The organism is Rhodococcus sp. HNM0563 (assembly GCF_012726195.1).
Lineage (GTDB): Bacteria > Actinomycetota > Actinomycetes > Mycobacteriales > Mycobacteriaceae > Rhodococcus.
In genome coordinates, this window is sequence record NZ_JAASAF010000009.1 from 26,705 (window position 1) to 47,805 (window position 21,101).

A 21,101-nucleotide genomic window follows, 5' to 3' on the forward strand; every position below is an offset into this window, starting at 1 on the left:
TCCTGAAAATAGCCTGCGACCGGCGTATCACCGCGCGCTCCGCTGTTCGACGCCGTCCGGGGACGGTACGCCCCCGGACGTCCGAACGACAGTCGATCCTCCATTATCCCGAACCGACCGACAGGCGGCTAATCCGTGCCCGTGACCGCCTCCGCAGAAGCAATCACGTCGCGGATCAACCGACCGAAACCGTCCGCGCCGAGTTGCGGCAGCATCCCCGGGACGAGCCCGTTGAGTACTACCGAGACCAGTGCTTCGGCGGTGAGTGCACCGCCCGTCGTCGACGCCATCGTCTCGAGCCGCTGCGCGAACTCTCCGAACGTGACGTCGCGGTCGCCGTGGCCGAACGCGACGGCATCCGGTGCGGCCGCAGCCGCACTGGCCACCAGATCCGGCAGGTCGGCGACCGTCCGGGCCTTCCGCGGGCGGACGGCGCGTGCGCGTTCGTCGTCGCTGCGTAGATCGATGGAGCGCAGCACGACCTGCGGGTCGTCGGTCACGACGTCGAGAACGCGGCGGAACCGTTCGATGAACACCTCGATCGTGCTGCGGTCGAACAGCGCAGTCGCGTAGGTGAACGTCACGTCCATGTCGCCCAGGAGGCCGCCGTCGGTGAACCGTTCGACGACGGTGCACTGCAGATCGAACTTCGCCTGATCTGCACCGGTCTCGAGCGGCTGCACAGCGAGCCCCGGAAGCTCGAGGACACCGGTGTCGATGTTCTGGAAGGTGAGCATCACCTGGAACAGCGGAGTGTGTGCGCTGGTGCGACGCACCCCCAAGGTGTCCACGAGCCGCTCGAATGGGACATCGGCGTTGCCGAATGCCGCCAAGTCCTTTTCCTTCGCCTGCCCGAGCAGGTCGGCGAACGTCGAGCCGCCCGCGACCCGGGTGCGCAACACGAGGGTGTTGACGAACATGCCCACGAGGTCGTCGAGTGCCTCTTCCCCGCGGCCCGCGGTCGGGGTACCGACCATGATGTCCTCGGATCCGGACAGTCGCGACATCAACACCGCGAAGGCCGCATGCATCACCATGAACACGGTGGCGCCCTGATCACGCGCCGTCTTCTCGACACGTTGCGCGAGCGCCTCCCCCACAGCGAACGTGATCGACTCGCCGTCGGTCGACTGACGCGCAGGCCGCGGCCGGTCGGTGGGCAGGGAGAGCACCTCGGGCGCACCGGAGAGTTCGCCGGTCCAGTACGCGAGCTGGCGCGCGAGTTCACTGTCCGGATCCGTTTCGTCGCCGAGTACCGACGACTGCCACAACGTGTAATCGGCGTACTGGACGTCCAGCGGAGCCCAGTCCGGCGTCGTTCCTTCCACCCGCGCGAGGTACGCGACCATGACGTCGCGGATCAGCGGGCGCATCGAATAGCCGTCCGCGCTGATGTGGTGGGCGACGACAGCGAGCACGTGCTCGCCCCCATCGGCGACCCTGAACAGCGCGACCCGCACGGGCGGGGTCTGCGCGGTGACGTCGAAACCGGTGCCGAGCACCTCGGTGAGTCGTCCGACGAGATCACCGGCCGACACCGCAATCGGTTCGAGGTCGGGCATCGCCTCCGCGACGGGGAGCACGACCTGGACCGGGCCGTCCTCGGTGTCGGGGTACACCGTGCGCAACACCTCGTGCCGGGCGACGACGTCTGCGACCGCGGCGCGGAGCACGTCCGTGTCGAGGGCGCCGGTGAGCCGCACCGCGACCGGGATGTTGTAGACACCCGACTCGGGGTCGACCCTGTTGAGGGTCCACATGCGTTGCTGTGCCAGCGACAGCGGGATCCGATCGGGCCTGGGCCCTGCAACGAGCGCGGCCCGTGCACCGCGTCCGACGGACGGCTGGATGTGCGCCGCGAGTGCCACGATCGTCGAGGCCTCGAACACGGTGCGCACCGCGACCCGAGTGTCGAGGGCCGCGCCGAGCCGAGCGCATAGCTGCGTCGCCAGCAGCGAGTTGCCGCCCAGTTCGAAGAAGTCGTCGTCCAGTCCCACTCGTTCGATACCGAGCAGTTCCGCCACGGTCGCTGCGACGATCTCCTCGACCGGTGTAGTCGGCGCCCGGAAGGTGCCTGCTTCGAGCTCCGGTTCGGGCAGTGCCGCACGGTCGAGTTTGCCGTTGGTGTTGAGCGGCAGGGCGTCGAGAACGACGAACGCGGACGGCACCATGTACGACGGCAGGCGCTCCCCGAGCCGCACCCTGAGGTCGTCGACGTCGACATCCTCGTTCGACGGCACGACGTACGCGACGAGACGATCGCCGACGTTGGTGCCGCTGCGCACGAGCACCGCGACGTCGCGCACTGTATCGAGGTCGCGGAGAACTGTTTCGATCTCGCCCAGTTCGATGCGGTAGCCCCGGACCTTGACCTGGAAGTCTGCACGCTCGAGGTATTCGAGGTGGCCTTCGCGGTTCCAGCGCACGATATCGCCGGTGCGGTACATGCGGGCACGGCCGAACGGATCGGCGACGAACCGATCTGCGGTGAGGTCGGCGCGGTCGTGATAGCCGCGTGCGAGCTGGATGCCCGCGAGGTACAGCTCACCGGCGACGCCCGGCGGGACCGGCCGTAGCCGGTCGTCGAGAACGTACACGGCGGTGTTCCACTCGGGCACACCGATGGGCACCGTTACGGTGTCGTCGTCGCACACTTCGTGGACGGTGACGGAGACCGCTGCCTCGGTCGGCCCGTACAGGTTGAACAGGGCCGCCTCGTTCGATGCGCGGAACTGCTGGGCGACGGGTGCCGGAAGCGCCTCACCGATGGCGAGCACCCGTCGCAACGACGGCGATACTTCGTCGTGTGCGACGGTCATGAGCATCGACAGCATCGACGGCACCGTGTGCAGGGTCGTCACGCGCTGCTCGCGCAGCAAGGTCAGCAGGTAGTCGGGGTCGCGGTGACCGTCCGCCGTCGCGACTACGAGACGCGCCCCCGAGGTGAGGGCCGACCAGAACTCCCACACCGACAGGTCGAACGTCGCGATGGTCTTGAGCAGCACCGCGTCGTCCGGCCCGAGATCGAACGCGGAACGCTTCCACTCGAGCTGGTTGACGATCGCAGCGTGCGACACCGCGACACCCTTCGGCCGTCCGGTCGAGCCGGACGTGAAGATCACGTAGGCGGTGTTGTGTGCCCGCAGTGGCGACGTGCGGTCGCGGTCGGTGATCGGCGCGTCGGAGTAGTCCGACAGATCGAGGTCGTCGAGCACCACCTCGGGCACGCCAAGATGCTCGACCCGGTCTGCCGCCGTGGTGACGACCGCTGCGGGAGCCGCGGTACCGAGGATGTACGAGTTGCGTTCGGACGGCTGGTCCGGGTCGACGGGCACGTAGGCGGCGCCGGTCTTGGCGATCGCGTACATGCCGATGAGCAGTTCGGGTGAGCGGCGGACGGCGAGCGCCACGCGGTCTTCCGGCCCGACTCCGAGACCGATCAGGTACCGAGCGAGACGATTGACGGCCGTGTCGAATTCGGTGTACGTCCACTGTGCGCTCTCGTACACGAGTGCCACTGCGCCGCCGTCACGCCGGACCTGCTCGTCGAACATCTCGACAAGCGTGCGCGAACCGTCGAGGTCGTGATCGGTGTCGTTCCATGTGGTGAGCACGTCGTCGCGCTCGCCGGGGAGCAGCACCGCATGATCACCGAGCGGGGCGTCGGGTGCCTGCAGGACGGCACCGAGGAGCTGTTCGAACCTGGCTGCCACACCGCGGGCGGTGACGTCGTCGAACAGATCGGTGGCGTAGGTGAGAATCGCGTCGATACCCGCGGCCGCACCGTCGTCGTCATAGCGGTCGGCGACGATCAGATGCAGGTCGAACTGGGCCGTTCCGCCTTCGAGATCGAGCGGAGCCACCGAGAGTCCGGGCAGCTGCAACTCCGTCCCGGCTTGGTTCTGGAATGAGAATCCCACCTGGAACAACGGGTGCCGGGCCGTCGACCGCGCCGGGTTGAGCACCTCGACGAGCCGCTCGAACGGCACGTCGGCGTGTGCGAACGCCTGCAGGTCCGTCTCGCGTGCCGCTGCGAGCAGATCGGCGAACGATGCTCCCGCGTCGACCTCGAGCCGGAGCACGAGGGTGTTGACGAACATGCCGATGATGTCCTCGACGGCCTGCTCGTTGCGACCCGCGATAGGGGTGCCCACCGCGATGTCCGAGGTTCCGGACAGTCGTGCGAGCAGCGCTGCGAACACCGCGTGCACCGCCATGAACACGGTCGCGTTCTGGCTGCGGGCGAGGTCTCGGAGCGCTGCGTGCGCCTCGGCGCCGACGACGAACTCGATGCGGTCACCTCGGAAGGTCTGCTGCGCAGGCCGAGGGCGGTCGAGCGGCAGATCCAGCTGGTCGGGCAGATCGACGAGGGCGTCGCGCCAATAGTCGAGCTGCTGTGCCGCAATCGATTCCGGGTCATCCTCCGAGCCGAGGACCTGTCGCTGCCACAGCGCGTAGTCGGCGTATTGCACCTGCAGCGGGGCCCACACCGGATCGGTGCCTGCGGTATGCGCCGCGTACGCAGTGACGAGGTCGCGCACGAGCGGGACCATCGACGAGCCGTCGGCACTGATGTGGTGCACCACGACCGCCAGCACGTACTGATCGTCGGCGATGCGCAGCAGCCGCATGAGCACCGGCACTTCGGTGGTCACGTCGAAGGTCGTCGCGGCGATCTCCCGCAAGCGCGTCTCGAGGTCGCCCGCGGTGACGTCCATCGGGGTGAGATCGACGGGCACCTGCGAGGCCGGGAGAATCTTCTGCGCGGGACCGTCGCCGGTCTCGGGATACTCGGTGCGCAGCGACTCGTGCCGCGCCACCAGGTCGGCGACCGCGGACTGCAGTGCTGCAACGTCGAGCTCACCGGTCAACCGCAAAGCAAACGGAATGTTGTACGCCGTCGACTCCGGATCGAACCGGTTCAAGAACCACATCCGCTGCTGCGCCAACGACAACGGCACCCGCACCGGACGCGGCCCCGCCACGAGCGGAACCCGCCCACCACGACCCGACTCCTGCTCCACCCGCGCAGCCAACGCCGACACCGTCGACGCCTCGAACAACGCACGCACCGGAACCTGCGCATCCAACGCCGCACCGAGCCGCGACACCACCTGCGTCGCAATCAGCGAATTACCACCGAGAGCAAAGAAATCATCATCCGCACCCACCCGCTCCACACCGAGCACATCAGCGAACACACCCGCCACGATCTCCTCGATCGGCGTGGACGGCGCACGGAACTCACGCGTCTCGAACACCGGCTCCGGCAACGCACGACGATCCAACTTGCCATTGACCGTCAACGGAATCGAATCGATCACCACGAACGCAGACGGCACCATGTACTCGGGCACCACCGCACCCACACCGTCACGCAACACATCCAGCTCGACCGAAACACCTTCGGCAGGAACCACATACGCAACGATCCGCGCAGCACCGGGCGCATCCTCACGCACGATCACCGCAGCCTGCGCCACCTGAACCTGCGCCAACACCGCCGCCTCGACCTCACCGAGTTCGATACGGAAACCACGGATCTTCACCTGGTCATCAGCACGCCCCAGATACTCGAGATCCCCCGAGACCACCCAACGCGCCACATCACCGGTGCGATACAACAACGCACCGTCCGACGAGAACGGATCGGCCACGAACCGCGTCGACGACAACTCGGACCGGCGCAGATAACCACGCGCGAGCTGACCCCCGCCGACGTACATCTCACCCGCGACACCCACCGGCACCGGCTGAAGCCGCCTGTCCAGCACATACACACGCAAGCCCGCGATCGGCACGCCGACCACACTGGCAGACCCCACCTCGGCGAGCTCAGCACCGATCTCCCGATACGACACATGCACCGTCGTCTCGGTGATCCCGTACATATTGACCAAACGCGGCGACGTGTCGCCGTACCGCTCGAACCACCCCGCCAACCGCCGCGGCTCGAGTGCCTCACCACCGAAAATCACATACCGCAGCGCGAAATCCGCACCATCGGACGCCACACGATCGGCCTCGGCAAGCTGATAGAACGCCGACGGCGTCTGGTTCAACACCGTCACCCGTTCACGAACCAGCAACTCCCGGAACGCTTCCGGCGACCTCGACGTGAAGTAGTCGACCACCACCAAGGTCCCGCCGTACAACAACGGACCCCAGAGTTCCCACACGGAGAAGTCGAACGCATAGCTGTGGAACATCGTCCACACATCCGACGAACCGAACCCGTACACCGACTCGGTGTTGACCATCAACCGCACCGCGTTGCGATGCGGAATCAACACACCCTTCGGCCGGCCCGTCGAACCCGACGTGTAGATCACATAGGCGAGGTTCGTCGAACCCAACGTCGCTCGACGCTCCGCGTCGAGGATCGGCGCATCGTCCACACCGGACAGATCGACCCGGTCGAGTTCGATGATCAGAACACCGCTCGGGAACGAGACATCCTCACCGGAATGCGTCACGACCGCGACAGGCTGCGCATCCGACACCAGGAACTCGATGCGCTCGGCAGGCGAGTTCGGGTCGACCGGCAGATAACCACCACCGGCTTCGAGCACCGCAAGCAGCGCCACCACCAGATCGACCGACCGCGGCAGCGTCACCGCCACCAACGACTCCGGCCCCACCCCGACATCGATCAGATGCCGCGCCAGACGATGCACCCGCGAACCGAGTTCGCGATAGGACACCGACTCGTCACCGAACCGCACCGCCACCGCATCACCACGTGCGGCAACCTGCGCCTCGAACATGTCCACCAGCGTCACATCCGCCGGCGCCACATCATCACCCAACGAATTCCACCGCGACACGACGAGTTCACGCTCGAAATCATCGAGAATCCCGATGTCACCGACTACAACCGCCGAATCCTCCACCACCGCCCGCAGAATCCGCAGCAACTGCTCCGCGAACGCGGCGACGCGCAGGTCGTCGAACAGATCGGTGGCGTAGGTGATCGCGAAATCCATTCCACCTGCGCCGTTGTCGGCAACTGTCGATCCTGCACCGATCGAGTCGGCGAAGGTGAACTGCAAGTCGAATTTCGCTATGGGGGCTTCGTATTCGAACGCGCTCGCAGTGATCCCATCGAGTTCGAAATCCACTGCGCCCGTGTTCTGGAACGTCAGGGCCACCTGGAACAGCGGATGCCTCGCCTGCGACCGTTCGGGGTCGATGATCTCCACGAGCCGTTCGAACGGAACGTCGGCGTGCGCGAAAGCGTCGAGGTCGGTCTCGCGGACCTGGGCGAGCAGTTGCTCGAACGGCACGTCGTTCTCGAACGTGGTGCGCAGCACCAGGGTGTTGACGAACATGCCGACCAGGTCGTCGAGCGCTGCCTCGCCGCGACCGGCGATCGGTGTGCCGATCGCGATGTCGTCGGTGTCCGACAGCCTCGACAACAGCACGCTCAGGGCCGCGTGGATCACCATGAACAACGAGGTGTTGTGCTCGCGCGCGAGCGTGTGGAGGCGTGCATGCAGAGTGGGGTCGATCCGGAAACTGCTGGTCCGGCCCTCACCGGTGGCAGTCTCGGGCCGCAACCGGTCCGAGGGAAGGTCCAACTGATCCGGAATACCGGCGAGCTGCGAGGTCCAGTACTCGATCTGCTTCGAGAGGACCGATTCGGGGTCGTCCTCGGCGCCGAGCACGTCACGCTGCCACAGGGAGTAGTCGGGGTACTGAACCGTGAGCGGCGACCAGGCAGGCGGCTCGCCGTGCGTCCGCGATGCGTAGGCCACCATGATGTCGCGCGCGAGCGGACGCAGCGAGAATCCGTCGGATGCGATGTGGTGCACCACGAGGAACAGCACGTGGTCGCGTGGGCCGAGTTCGAACAACACCACTCGCATCGGGACCTCGACCGTGACGTCGAATCCCGTTGCGGTGAGTTGCTCGGCTCGCACGAGCAGCGACGCGTCGTCGACGCTCTCGGTTGTCAACTCCACAGCATGCGCGGCGAGCACGGACTGATGCCCGACACCGTCGACGTCCGGATAGATCGTGCGGAGCGATTCGTGTCGCTCGACGACGTCGCCGAGCGCGGCGGACAGCGCCTCCGCGTCGAGGGTGCCGGTCAGTCGGACACCGACCGGAATGTTGTTCACCGCAGAAGCGGTGTCGAACCGGTTGAGGAACCACATGCGCTGCTGAGCAGGAGACAGCGGAATCAGCTCCGGGCGGGAACGGCGGACAAGCTCGGGCCGGGTCGCGGTTTCGTCGCCATGCTCGACGCGCAGCGCGAGCGCTTCGACGGTCGGTGCGTCGAAAAGCGCGCGCACGGGTATCCGTGTGCCCAGCGCTTCACCGAGGCGAGCGACCACCTGCGTCGCCACGAGCGAGTTACCGCCGAGCGCGAAGAAATCGTCGTCACGGCCCACTCGGGGAATCCCGAGTACCTGCGCGAAAATTCCCGCGACGATCTCCTCCACAGGAGTGCGCGGTGGCATGAACTCGCGGACCTCGAAAGTCGGGGCGGGCAGCGCATTTCGATCGATCTTGCCGCTGGCGTTGAGCGGGAACGCGTCGAGGACCACAATCGCCGACGGGACCATGTAGGACGGCAGCACCTGCGCGAGTTCGGTCTTCATGTCGAGTGGGTCGACGGTGGTCCCGGACGTAGGCACCACGTACGCCACGAGCTGCGGACCGGCGCCCGGGTCATCGCGGACGATCGTTACGGCCTGCCGCACCCCGCTCACTCCGACGAGGGCCGACTCGACCTCGCCGAGCTCGATCCGGAGGCCGCGCAGCTTGACCTGTCGATCGGTACGGCCGAGATATTCGAGTTCCAGCGTGTCGATCGACGGAGAGCCGGGCTCCCCGGACGTAGCCGGGACCCATTTGACGAGGTCGCCGGTCCGGTACATGCGCGCACCGACCGTCGAACGTGGATCTGCCACGAATCGCTCCGCGGTCAGATCCGCTCGGCCATGGTAGCCGCGGGCGAGCTGAGCACCGGTGAGATAGAGCTCTCCTGCCACGCCGACCGGAACCGGGCGCAGTCGCGAGTCGAGCACGAGCACATCGGTGTTCCACACTGGGCGACCGATCGGCACGACCCGATCCTCACTCGCCCCTGCGGTCCGGAATACGGTTTGCACTGTCGCTTCGGTCGGCCCGTAGACGTTGTGCACGGGCGCATCACCGAGTTCCGCGAACCTCGCGGTGCTGTTGGCCGAAAGCGCCTCGCCGCCGCAGAACACATGGTTCAGCGAGGCCGCCGCTGTCTGCTCGAGGTGTTCGAGGACCGCGTCGAAGACAGTGGGCACGAACTGCACCACGGTGGTGGCGGTATTGGCGATCTCCGCCGCCAGTCGAGCAGGATCACGGTGGAGATCCGGGGATCCCACGACGATGGAGGCACCGGTGTGCAGCGGAAGGAATACTTCCCAGACCGACGCGTCGAAGGTCACGGGAGTCTTGAGCAGGACTGCGTCGGACTCCGTGAACGCAAACCGGTCCTGCATCCACAGCATCTGGTTGACCACCGCAGCGTGGGTCACGCCGACCCCCTTGGGCCTGCCGGTGGATCCTGACGTGTACAGCACGTACGCGAGGTTCTCGGCACGCAGCGGTGCGATGCGGTCGGCGTCGGTCAGCGGCGTGTCGTCGAATCCGGAGAGGTCGAGTGCATCGACGTCGCACGTGGCAGCCGACGTCTCGGCGCCTGCAGATGCCGCAGCCCCAGCGGTGAGGAGCAGCGACGGTGCCGAGGACTCGAGAATGTATTCGATGCGTTCGGAAGGCTGGTCGGGATCGACCGGTACATACGCACCGCCTGCGGCGATCACCGCGTGTATGGCGATGACCAGGTCGACCGAACGGCTCAGCGCGACCCCCACACGGACATCGGGACCGACGCCGCAGTCGACGAGGTAGCGAGCGAGTCGGTTGACGTCGCGCCCGAACTCCCGATATGTCCGCGGTGCGCCGAGCGCGTCGGTGCCCGGGATCAGCGCCTGAGCATCCGGAGTTCGTGCCACCTGCCGGTCGACCAGGACGGGCAGCGTGACCGCGGAGTCGATGCGGTGTTCGGGTCCGTGGGATGCGGACTCGACCGCCGCGAGTTCGTTGCCGGTGAGCAGCGGAAGGTCGCCTACCGGCAATGCCGGTGTGCGCGTGACCGCCTCGAGCAACGCGAGGAAACGCTCGCCCATGCCAGCGACGGTCGGGGAATCGAACAAATCTGTGGCATAGGAGAATTCGACCGAGTATCCGCCGTTCGAGCTGTCGAGTGGGACGTCGAGAACGGTCACGACGAGATCGAACTTCGACATGCCGCTGTCGAGCGGAATGTTGGACACGGTCATGCCCGGTAGTTCGAGCGACACCTGGCCGACATTCTGGAATGCGAGCATCACCTGGAACAACGGATTGTGGGCCTGGCTGCGGACGGGCGCGAGCACATCGACGAGCCGCTCGAACGGGATCTCGGCGTGCGCGAAAGCGCCCAGATCCGACTCACGCACGTGCGCGAGGAGTTCGCCGAAGGTTTCCGCCGGGTCGACATGTGTGCGCAGTACGAGGGTGTTGACGAACATACCGATCAGGCCGTCGAGGGCCTGTTCACCGCGACCGGCCACCGGGGTACCGATCGTGATGTCGTCGGAAGCTCCGAGTCGTGCAAGAAGGACCGCGAGCACGGCGTGGACCACCATGAATTCTGTGGTGCGCTGCTCGTGTGCCAACCTGTCGATCGCGGCTCGCAGATCGGCACCGATCTCGAATCGGTGCACCGCCCCCGCGTTGGTGGCCACCGCCGGGCGAGGCCGGTCGGTGGGCAGTTCGAGGCTCGCGGGTACTCCGTCGAGCGCGTCGATCCAATACCGGATCTGCTGGGAGATCAGCGAGTCCGGATCGTCTTCGGACCCGAGGATTTCGCGTTGCCACAGCGTGTAGTCGGCGTACTGCACCTCCAGCGGTTCCCAAGCCGGATCGTCCCCGGTCGAGCGTGCCGCGTAGGCGATCATGATGTCTCGCGTGAGCGGAACCATCGAGAACCCGTCCGCTGCGATGTGGTGCAGGACCGCCACCAGCAGATGCTCATCCGGTCCGAGCTCGAGGAGGCAGACAGCGAAAGGAACTTCGTGCGCCACGTCGAACGCGATACCGGCAAGCCCACGCAGCGCGTCGGGGACGTCGGCTTCGGTCGTGGGAACGCTCTCCAGCGCGATGGCGACGTCGCCCGGTGCGAGGATCTTCTGGTAGCCGTAACCGTCGACATCCGGGTAGATGGTGCGCAGCGATTCGTGTCGCGCGACGACGTCCCGCAGTGCCTCCTCGAGCGCTGGCACATCGAGTTTGCCCGACAACCGCACCGCAACCGGGATGTTGTTCACCGAGGAGTCGGGGTCGAACCGGTTGAGGAACCACATTCGTTGCTGCGCCAGCGACAGGGGTACCCGGGCCGGGCGATCCTGTGCGATCAACGGGATCCGGTCCGCCTCGGCGGAGCCGGACTCGGCAGCAACGGCGAGTGACTCGACGGTCGACGCCTCGAAGATCGTGCGCAGCGGCAGGCGATGACCGACAGCTTCACCGATCCGCGAGACCACCTGCGTCGCAATCAACGAGTTACCTCCGAGAGCGAAGAAGTCGTCGTCGAGTCCGACTCGATCGAGCCCAAGCACCTCAGCGATGACCGTGGCCACGATCTGCTCGACGGGTGTGCTCGGGGCCCGGAACTCCTTGACCTCGAAAACGGGCTCCGGCAGGGCTTTACGATCGAGCTTGCCCGCCGGGCTCAGCGGGAGCCGGTCGAGTACGACATACGCGGTAGGCACCATGTACGCGGGCAACCGAGTCGTCAGAGACCGCGAGATCGCCGCAGTATCGAGCGCAGCCTCGGGCCGGCCGACGAGATATGCGACGAGTTGCTCACCCGAACGCGGATCCGATCGCACCAGGACCACAGCGTGGGTGACGTCCCCGGTTTCTACCAGGGCGGCTTCGATCTCACCCAGCTCGATCCGCAGTCCCCGCAGCTTCACCTGGAAATCGGTACGGCCGATGTATTCGAGTTCCCCGGAACGCCGGCCCCACTTGACGAGGTCACCGGTTCGGTACAGCCGCTCCCCCGCCGCATACGGAGAGGCGACGAACCGTTCGGCAGTCAGATCCGGGCGCGTCACGTATCCCCGCGCCAATTGCACGCCCGACAGGTACAGCTCGCCCGCGACACCCACAGGAACCGGCTGGAGCCGGCCGTCGAGAACGTAGACGCCGGTGTTCCACACCGGGACACCGATCGGAACGGACACCGCGTCGGCCCGAGTGACCTCGTGGTAGGTCACATCGACCGCAGCCTCGGTGGGTCCGTACAGATTATGCAGGCGCACCTGGGGCAATGCCGTGCGCAGGCGATCCGCAACCGCCGCCGAGAGCGCCTCGCCGGAGGCGAACACGGCCCGCAGTGCCGAGACCTCCTCGACTCCGGAGGCCGCCACGAACACGGCGAGCATCGACGGCACGAAATGCGCCACCGACACCGAAGTCTCGATCATCGTCCGCACCAGGTAATCCGGGTCGCGATGACCGTCGGGGGCGGCGATCACGAGGCGGGCGCCCACCTGGAGCGGCCAGAAGAATTCCCACACCGACACGTCGAATGTGAACGGCGTCTTCTGCAGAACGACGTCGTCGACGCCGAGCCCATACTGGTCCTGCATCCACAGAAGGCGGTTCACGATCGAGGCGTGCGAGATTGCGACGCCCTTCGGTCGGCCCGTCGACCCCGACGTGAACAACACGTACGCCGCATTCGACGAACGCAACGGCGCCGAACGGTCTGCGTCCGTCACCGCCGCATCGGAGAACTCCGACGCATCGAGTACGTCGAGTTCGACCGAAAGCACACGATCGTCGCCGAACGCGTCGCGAGAGGTCGTCAACACGACGATCGGAGCAGCGGTGTCGAGAATGTACCCGTTGCGATCGGCAGGCTGATCCGGATCCAATGGCACATACGCGCCACCGGCCTTGACGATCGCATACATCCCGACGAGCAGATCCAACGATCTGCGCATCGCCAGACCCACCGTCGACTCGGGCCCCACACCCACCGAAATCAAATAACGCGCAACACGATTCACGCGAGAATCGAACTCTGCGAACGTCAACGACCGACCCTCGAACTCGAGCGCCACCGCACCCGGAGTCCGGCGCACCTGCGCCTCGAACAGATCCACCAACGTAGACGACGACTCGACCTCGCGCGCGGTGTCGTTCCACCGTTCCAGCACCAGAGACCGCTCATCACCATCGAGCAGATCGATGTCACCGACCCGCACGGCCGGATCCGCGACGACCGCTTCGAGCACCCGCACGAAACGATCGGCGAAGCCCTGAGCGGTTGCGGCATCGAACAGATCGGTCGCGTACGTGAACGCGGCTCCGAGTCCGTTGGGCGTACCGTCGCCGTCGAACGCCTCGGTCAGGGTGAGTTGCAGATCGAACTTCGCGACGGCCGAGTCGATGTCGACAACGTCGAGGGTCAGTCCCCGCAGGTCGATACGCGACGCACGAAGGTTCTCGAACGAGAGCATCACCTGGAACAACGGGTGCCGCGCAGTCGAGCGCTCCGGATTCAGTACCTCGACGAGACGCTCGAAGGGCACATCCGCGTGCCCGAACGCACCGAGCGCACTGTCGCGGGCCCGAGCGAGATGGTGGATGAACTCGTCGGCCGGGTCGACCTCGGTGCGCAGCACGAGGGTGTTGACGAACATGCCGATCAGGTCGTCGAGTGCCTGCTCACCACGGCCGGCCACGGGGGTACCGATTGCAATGTCGTCCTGTCCGGACAGACGCGACAACATCACCGACAGGGCAGCGTGCACCACCATGAACAGCGACGCATTACGCGTGCGCGCGAGATCGACCAGGTCTCGGTGCAATTCGGGATCGATCCGGAACTCCACCGTCGCCCCGGCGTACGACTGCTGACTCGGCCGCGGCCGGTCCGCAGGAAGGTCGAGCTGGTCGGGGATTCCTGCCAGGGTACGACGCCAGTAGTCGAGCTGACGCGAGATCAGCGACTGCTCGTCATTCTCGGAGCCGAGGATCTCCCGCTGCCACAGCGTGTAGTCGGTGTACTGAACGGGCAACGGCGCCCACGAGGGCTCTTCCCACTCGGTCCGCGCCGTGTACGCAACCATGATGTCGCGCGCCATCGGACCGATCGACCAGCCGTCGGCAGAGATGTGGTGCACCACAACGACGAGGACATGCTCCAAGTCGCCGAGTTCGAAGAGCTCGGCCCGGATCGGGACATCGGAGGTCACATCGAGGCCCGTGGAGGCCAGGCGACGAACGGCCTCGGGCAGTTCGTCGGCCGCGATCACGGTCGGAGTCAGGTCGGGAACAACTTCAGCGGCGGCCCGAACGACCTGGTTCGGCCCCTCGGGCGAGTCCGGGAAGACGGTACGCAGCGACTCGTGACGGTCGATGACATCCATGATCGACACCTGCAGGGCAGCGACGTCGAGTTCGCCGCGCAACCGCAGCGCCATCGGCAGGTTGTAGGTCGCCGATTGCGTGTCGAAGCGATTGAGGAACCACATGCGCTGCTGCGCGAGCGAGAGCGGAACCCGTTCGGGCCGAGGCATCTTCGCCAGCGCGATACGCGCACCGCGGCCGGCTTCTTGCTCGACCCGCACGGCCAGTGCAGCGACGGTGGTGGACTCGAACAGAGCCCGCACCGGAACCTGAGCGTCGAGCGCGACTCCGAGTCGCGAGACCACCTGCGTCGCGAGCAAGGAGTTACCGCCGAGTTCGAAGAAGTCGTCGTCGAGCCCGACGACCTGCAGGCCGAGGACGTCGGCGAACACCGTTGCGACGGTCTCTTCGATCGGGGTGGTCGGCGCCCGGAACTCGCGGTAGGTGATGACGAGTTCCGGTTCCGGCAGTGCCCGCCGGTCGAGCTTCCCGATCGGAGTGAGGGGAACCTCGTCCAGAACGATGATCTGGGCCGGAACCATGTAGGAGGGCAGCGAGAGACCCACGTGGCGTGCGAGGTCCACAGTGTCGACACCGGTGGCGTCGACACCGGGAGCGGCATGCACGTACGACACCAGAGCCGTTTGACCCGAGGGCATTTCGTGGCCGACGGTGGCCGCGAAGTCCACCAGGTCGTGGGTCAGCAATGCCGCATCGATCTCACCGAGTTCGATGCGGTAGCCGCGGACCTTGACCTGGAAATCGGATCGGCCGGTGAAGACCAGCCGATCGTCATCGTTCCAGCGCACGACGTCGCCGGTGCGGTACATACGATCGCCGAGATCGCCGAACGGGTTCGCGACGAAACGATCTGCCGTGAGCGACCCGCGACGATGATAACCGCGAGCAAGCGCGTGCCCCGCCAGATACAGCTCGCCCGACACGCCGGCAGGCACCGGCCGCAGACGTCGATCGAGTACATAGGCGACCACTCCCGCGACAGGAGTGCCAACGGTGATCGGGCCGTCGACCGTCAGCTCAGCGCGGGTGGACACGATTGTCGTCTCGGTCGGTCCGTAGGCATTGAAGAAACGGCGACCCGGCGCCCAGCGGGCGACGAGATCCGCGGTGGAAGCGTCACCACCGACATTGAGGGTGCGGAGCGACTCCAGACCGGCCGGGTCGACCGATCCGAGTACCGCCGGGGTGATGACGGCGTGGGTGACCTTCGTGGCCTCGATGAGCGCGCGAAGCTCACTGCCGCCGTAGATCGTGGGCGGAGTGACGACGAGTTCGGCGCCCGTGGCTCCCGTGAGCGTCCAGTCGAGCACCGACGGGTCGAAGCTCGGCGAACAGATATGGAGGATCCGCGAATCCGCGGTGACCTCGTAGAGTTCGACGGACTCACGGACGAGTCCGGACAGCCCGGTGTGGGTGACCGCGACGCCCTTCGGTCTACCCGTTGAACCCGAGGTGTAGATGACGTACGCGGTGTGGTCCGGACGGAGCGTGCGGATCCGGTCAGCGTCCTCGACGGGAGCACTGGAGAGGGCAGCGCATTCTGCGACGAACGCATCGCTGCCGAGATCGATCCAGTCGACGACAGCGGGGAGCATGCTCATTCGCTCGGCCGTCGTCAGACCCGCCAGGGCTCCCGAGTCGTCGAGCATGTGGGCGATACGCTCGGCCGGATGTTCGGGATCGACGGGTAGATACGCTGCACCGGTCTTGGCCACCGACCAGACACCGAGAAGCATTTCCCAGGAGCGTGGAAATGCCAGCGCCACAATTTCTTCCGGTCCGGCACCTCTGGCGATCAGGTAGCGTGCGATCCGACTCGACATGTCGTCGAGCTCGCGGTAGGTGATCGCCGTACCGCCGTCGCGCACCGCGATGCGGTCCGGATGCAGGCGGCCCCCTTCGACCAGGAGGTCGACAAGGGTGACGTGATCGGTGACGGCGGCGCCGTGGGTCGCGACCAGTCGGTCGACCTCACCGGGAGACAAGATCTCGAGGTCACCCACGGGGGTTGTGGGGTCGGTGACGACACCGTCGAGAATGCGAACGAATCGCTCACCGAACGTGGCGACGGTGGCCTCGTCGAACAGGTCGGTGGCGAACTCGAAGACCGCTCCGAGCCCCGCCGGTCGCCCCGCATCGTCGAGCCGCTCGGTGACCCAGAGCTGGATGTCGAATTTCGAGATGGGCATGTCGAGTTCGGTGCCCACAGCATGGACGCCGGCAAACGACACGTCACGCGCGTGCGCCGGTTCGAGCGACAGCGCTGCTTGGAAGAGCGGGTGCCGCGCGGTGGATCGGGTGGGGTTGAGTACCTCGACGAGCCGCTCGAACGGAACATCGGCGTTCGAGAACGCGGTGAGGTCCGTGCCGCGGACGTCACCGAGGAACTCTTCGAACGAGGAGCCGGGATCGATCCGGCTGCGCAACACGAGGGTGTTGACGAACATGCCGATCAGGTCGTCGAGTTCCTTCTCGCCACGACCCGCGACAGCGGTTCCGATCGCGATATCACCGGATCCGCTCAGCCGGGAAAGCAACACCGCGTAGGCGGCGTGCACGACCATGAACAGTGATGCGTGGTGAGTACGTGCGAGATCAACGAGGCGCCTGTGGGTTTCGGCGTCGATGTCGAACCTGTGCTTGGATCCGCCGTAGCTTGCGACCGCGGGCCGCGGACGATCGGACGGAAGGTCGAGTTGATCGGGGAGCCCGTCGAGCTCCTCGACCCAGTAGGCGATCTGCTTTGCAGCAGCCGATTCCGAGTCGGATTCGACGCCGAGTGCGTCACGTTGCCATATCGCGTAGTCGGCGTACTGGATCGGCAGTGGCGCCCACTGCGGCGCGTGCCCCTCCGCGCGCGCCGAGTAGGCAGTGACGACATCACGAGCGAACGGACCGAACGACGATCCGTCGGACGCGATGTGGTGCAACACCATCGCGAGGACGTAGGTCCCCGACGGGACACTGCTGTCGGGCGCGATCCGGTACAGGGCCACCCGGAAAGGAACATCGGTCGTGACGTCGAAACCACGGCCTGCCATCTCCAGGACGGCAACCTCGAGCCCGGCTTCGTCGACCTCCAGCGGTTCGAGGACCGAGGTGATCTGATCGGCGGGCAGGATCACCTGCCGGGGTTCACCGTCGACCTCGGGGTAGACGGTCCGCAGCGTCTCGTGTCGATGCACTACGTCGGCGAAACCGTCGGACAGCGCGCGCGGGTCCACATCACCGGTGAGGCGGACAGTGAACGGCAGGTTGTATGCCGCGGTCGTGGTGTCGAACCGGTTGATGAACCAGATGCGCTGCTGCGCGGTCGACAGAGGCAGGACCTCGGGCCGTGGGCGCGCCACCAACGCGCTCCGCGCACCCGATCCGATCTGCTTCGCGACCCGGGTGGCGAGACCCACCACGGTGGAGGCTTCGAACAGCGCGCGCACCGGAATCCGGGTATCGAGGGCGGCACCGATTCGGGAGACGACCTGGGTGGCAACGAGAGAGTTTCCGCCCAGTTCGAAGAAGTCGTCGTCGAGACCCACCCGTTCGACACCGAGGACCTCGCCGAACGCAGCGGACACCGCCCGTTCCGCAGGGGTCCGGGGTTCACGGAAGGTGCGGCTACTACTGAAGACCGGCTGCGGCAACGCTTTACGATCGAGCTTGCCGCTGGTGTTGAGCGGCAGTTCCTCGAGCACCATCAGCGACGCCGGAACCATGTACGACGGCAATGCGCGCTCTGCGTGATCTGCGAGGTCGGCGACCTCGATCGTCGCTGCCGGGATGGGCACCACATACCCGACGAGTTGATCCCCGGTGGGCGTCTGCACCACGAGCACGACGGCTTGCGAGACGGCGTCGTGGGAGAGCAGAACCGCTTCGATCTCACCGAGTTCGATGCGCTGACCGCGGAACTTCACCTGGAAGTCGGTGCGCCCGATGTAGTCGAGGAGACCGTGGTCTCCCTCGGGCGACACCCAACGCACCAGGTCGCCGGTTCGGTACATCCGGTCGCCCGGCGCCCCGAAGGGATCGGCAAGGAACCGATCGGAGGTCAGGTCCGGCCGGTCGAGGTACCCGCGGGCGAGCTGCACGCCGGTGAGATAAAGCTCTCCCGGGCGCCCCACCGGGACGGGACGGAGACGGCGGTCGAGGACGTAGGCACGGCTGTTCCACTGCGGAATACCGATCGGCACACTGTGCACGTCGCCCGGTCCGGCGCGATGATAGGTGATCGAGACCGCGGCTTCCGTCGGCCCGTAGAGGTTGTGCAGGTCTGCAGAGCACAACCGGGCGAAGTCGGCAGCCGTCTCCGAGGGCAACGCCTCGCCGATGACGAAGACATGGCGCAGCGTGTCGCAACTGCCTTCGGGGGCATTGGCCACGAACACGGTGAGCATCGAGGGTACGAAGTCGGTGAGCGTCACCCGGTGCTCGGCGATCTTGTTCGCGACATAGACGGGGTCGCGGTGCCCCTCGGGGGTGGCGATCACGAGAGTCGCGCCCACACGCAACGGCATGAAGAAGCCCCACAATGACACGTCGAACGTGGTTGCGGTCTTCTGCAGGTAGACGTCGGTGGAGACCACGTCGTACTGGTCGTTCATCCACTGGATCTGGTTGTCGATCGCAGCCTGTCCGACTGCGACGCCCTTGGGGCGGCCCGTGGATCCGGACGTGAAGATCACGTACGCGGTGGTGTCGGGTCGCACGGGTCCGAGACGTTCCGAGTCGGTGAGCGGACCACCGTCGCGCGAACGATGGTCGAACGTGTCGATCTCGACTATCGGCGCTGCGTCGGGGAGCCCGGCGCGGTCGCGCGAGGTGGTGAGTACTGCCACCGGTTTCGCGGTGTCGAGAATGTACTCGGTGCGGTCGGCGGGGTGGTCGGGGTCGAGCGGTACCCACGCGCCGCCCGCTTCGAGGATGGCGTACATGCCGACCAGGAGCTCGAGGGACCGGCGAACGGACAGACCGACGAGCGATTCCGGGCCGACGCCACGGTCGATGAGCTCGCGCGCAAGCGAGTTGGCCCGCTGCGCGAACTCGCCGTAGGTCAGTGACTCGCCCTCGTAGACCAGCGCCGTCGCATCGGGAGTCGCGGCAACTCGGTCCCGGAACTCGGCGAGCAGTGTGCGCTGCTGGGTCGGGTGAGCGGTGCGGTTCCAATCGACCACGACACGGTCGAGTTCGGTGTTTCCGGCGAGCGGGATGTCCCAGACGAGCCGATCGGCGTCGGACGCGACGAATCGGTCGAAGAACTCGACGAATCGCGCATGGTTGGCACGTGCCTGTTCGGGCGCGTAGAGGTTGGGATTGGACTCGAAGTCGATGTGAACGCGGTTGCCGCCGCTCTTGTAGACGTTGACTCCGAGGTCTTCGATGAGACCGGTCGACAGGATGTTGATGTGTCCGACCATGTCGCCGAGGCGAATTTCGTTCTCGAACAGCATGATGTTGACCCACGGACCGAAGAACGTCGACTGCGCCCCGGCCGAATTGTCACGATCGCGGACGATGTCCTCGTGCCGGTATCGCTGGTGCCTCAAGGCTCCGGACACTGCGGCACCCGAGGCGGCGATCAGATCGTGGACGGTGGTGTCGTCGGTGACATCCAGCCGCAGCGGAACAACGTTCGAGACCATGCTGCCGGACCGGCGCAACACCGCGGTCGTCCTCGCGGCGACAGGCAGGCTCAGCACGACATCGGTACGACCCGTCATCTGCGCGACGTACGCCGCGAACGCGGCCACGACGGCCGTCGCGAGACTTGCCCCCTCACGCTCGGCGAGTACGTCGACGTGACGTTCGGTGTCGTCGGTCAGCGCGGCGCTGTCGATGCGGCTGACGGGGGCCGGCGCTGCCGTGCGGTCGGCCAGACTCGACGGTTCGTCGATACCCTCGATCTGCCCCGCCCAGTACTCGCGATCGTCGGCGAACCGTTTCGAGTCGCGGTAGTCCATCTCGACGTCGTAGACCTTGCGCAGGTCCGACGCCCGGTTCGGGCTGGCCTCGATCCCTTCCACGGCCGCGGTGTACAACTCCGCGATCCGGGTCATGAAGGTCGCGGCAGCGAACCCGTCGAGTGCGAGATGGTGGACGCGGTTGTACCAGAAGTAACGGGTCTCGTCGATGCGGAGCACCGTTGCGGATATGAGCCGATCACGGAGTACGTCGACAGGCCGACTGCGGTCCTCGCGCATCCACGTGAGCGCAGCCTGACGAGGATCTTCTTCGCCACGCAGATCCACGTATCCGAGCGGGGCGTCCAATGCGGGATCGACGAGCTGATAGGGATGCGCGTCCACCTCGATGAAGCGGAGGAACCCGGACCCGGTTTCGAGGGCAGCACGGGCACTGGAATCGCGAAGTACGTCGAGATCGAGATCCCCATCGAGTTCGACATACTGGGCAATATTGGCTGGCACCGTCGGGTCGACGTGCTGGGCGAACCACATACCCAGCTGTGCCGGCGAGAGGGGAAACGCACCGGGCGGCACCGCTGCCGCACTCGTCCTCTTCGTTTCCGAGCCGCCGATACCCAGCGAGTCCAAACCCCAACCTTCCTCTCACCGTCGGACGACGACCGACCTGCGCACCGACCTGCGGAGCACATCACCGTACCCCGCGTA

Annotated in this window: 1 protein-coding gene; it reads right to left on the reverse strand. The window is 66.2% G+C overall.

Annotation, left to right across the window (positions count from 1 at the left end):
* Positions 1–128: 128 nt before the first annotated feature.
* Complete coding sequence (locus HCA61_RS19750) at positions 129–21,023, reverse strand: non-ribosomal peptide synthase/polyketide synthase (RefSeq protein ID WP_169689914.1); 20,895 nt, start codon at positions 21,021–21,023, stop codon at positions 129–131.
* Positions 21,024–21,101: the final 78 nt, after the last annotated feature.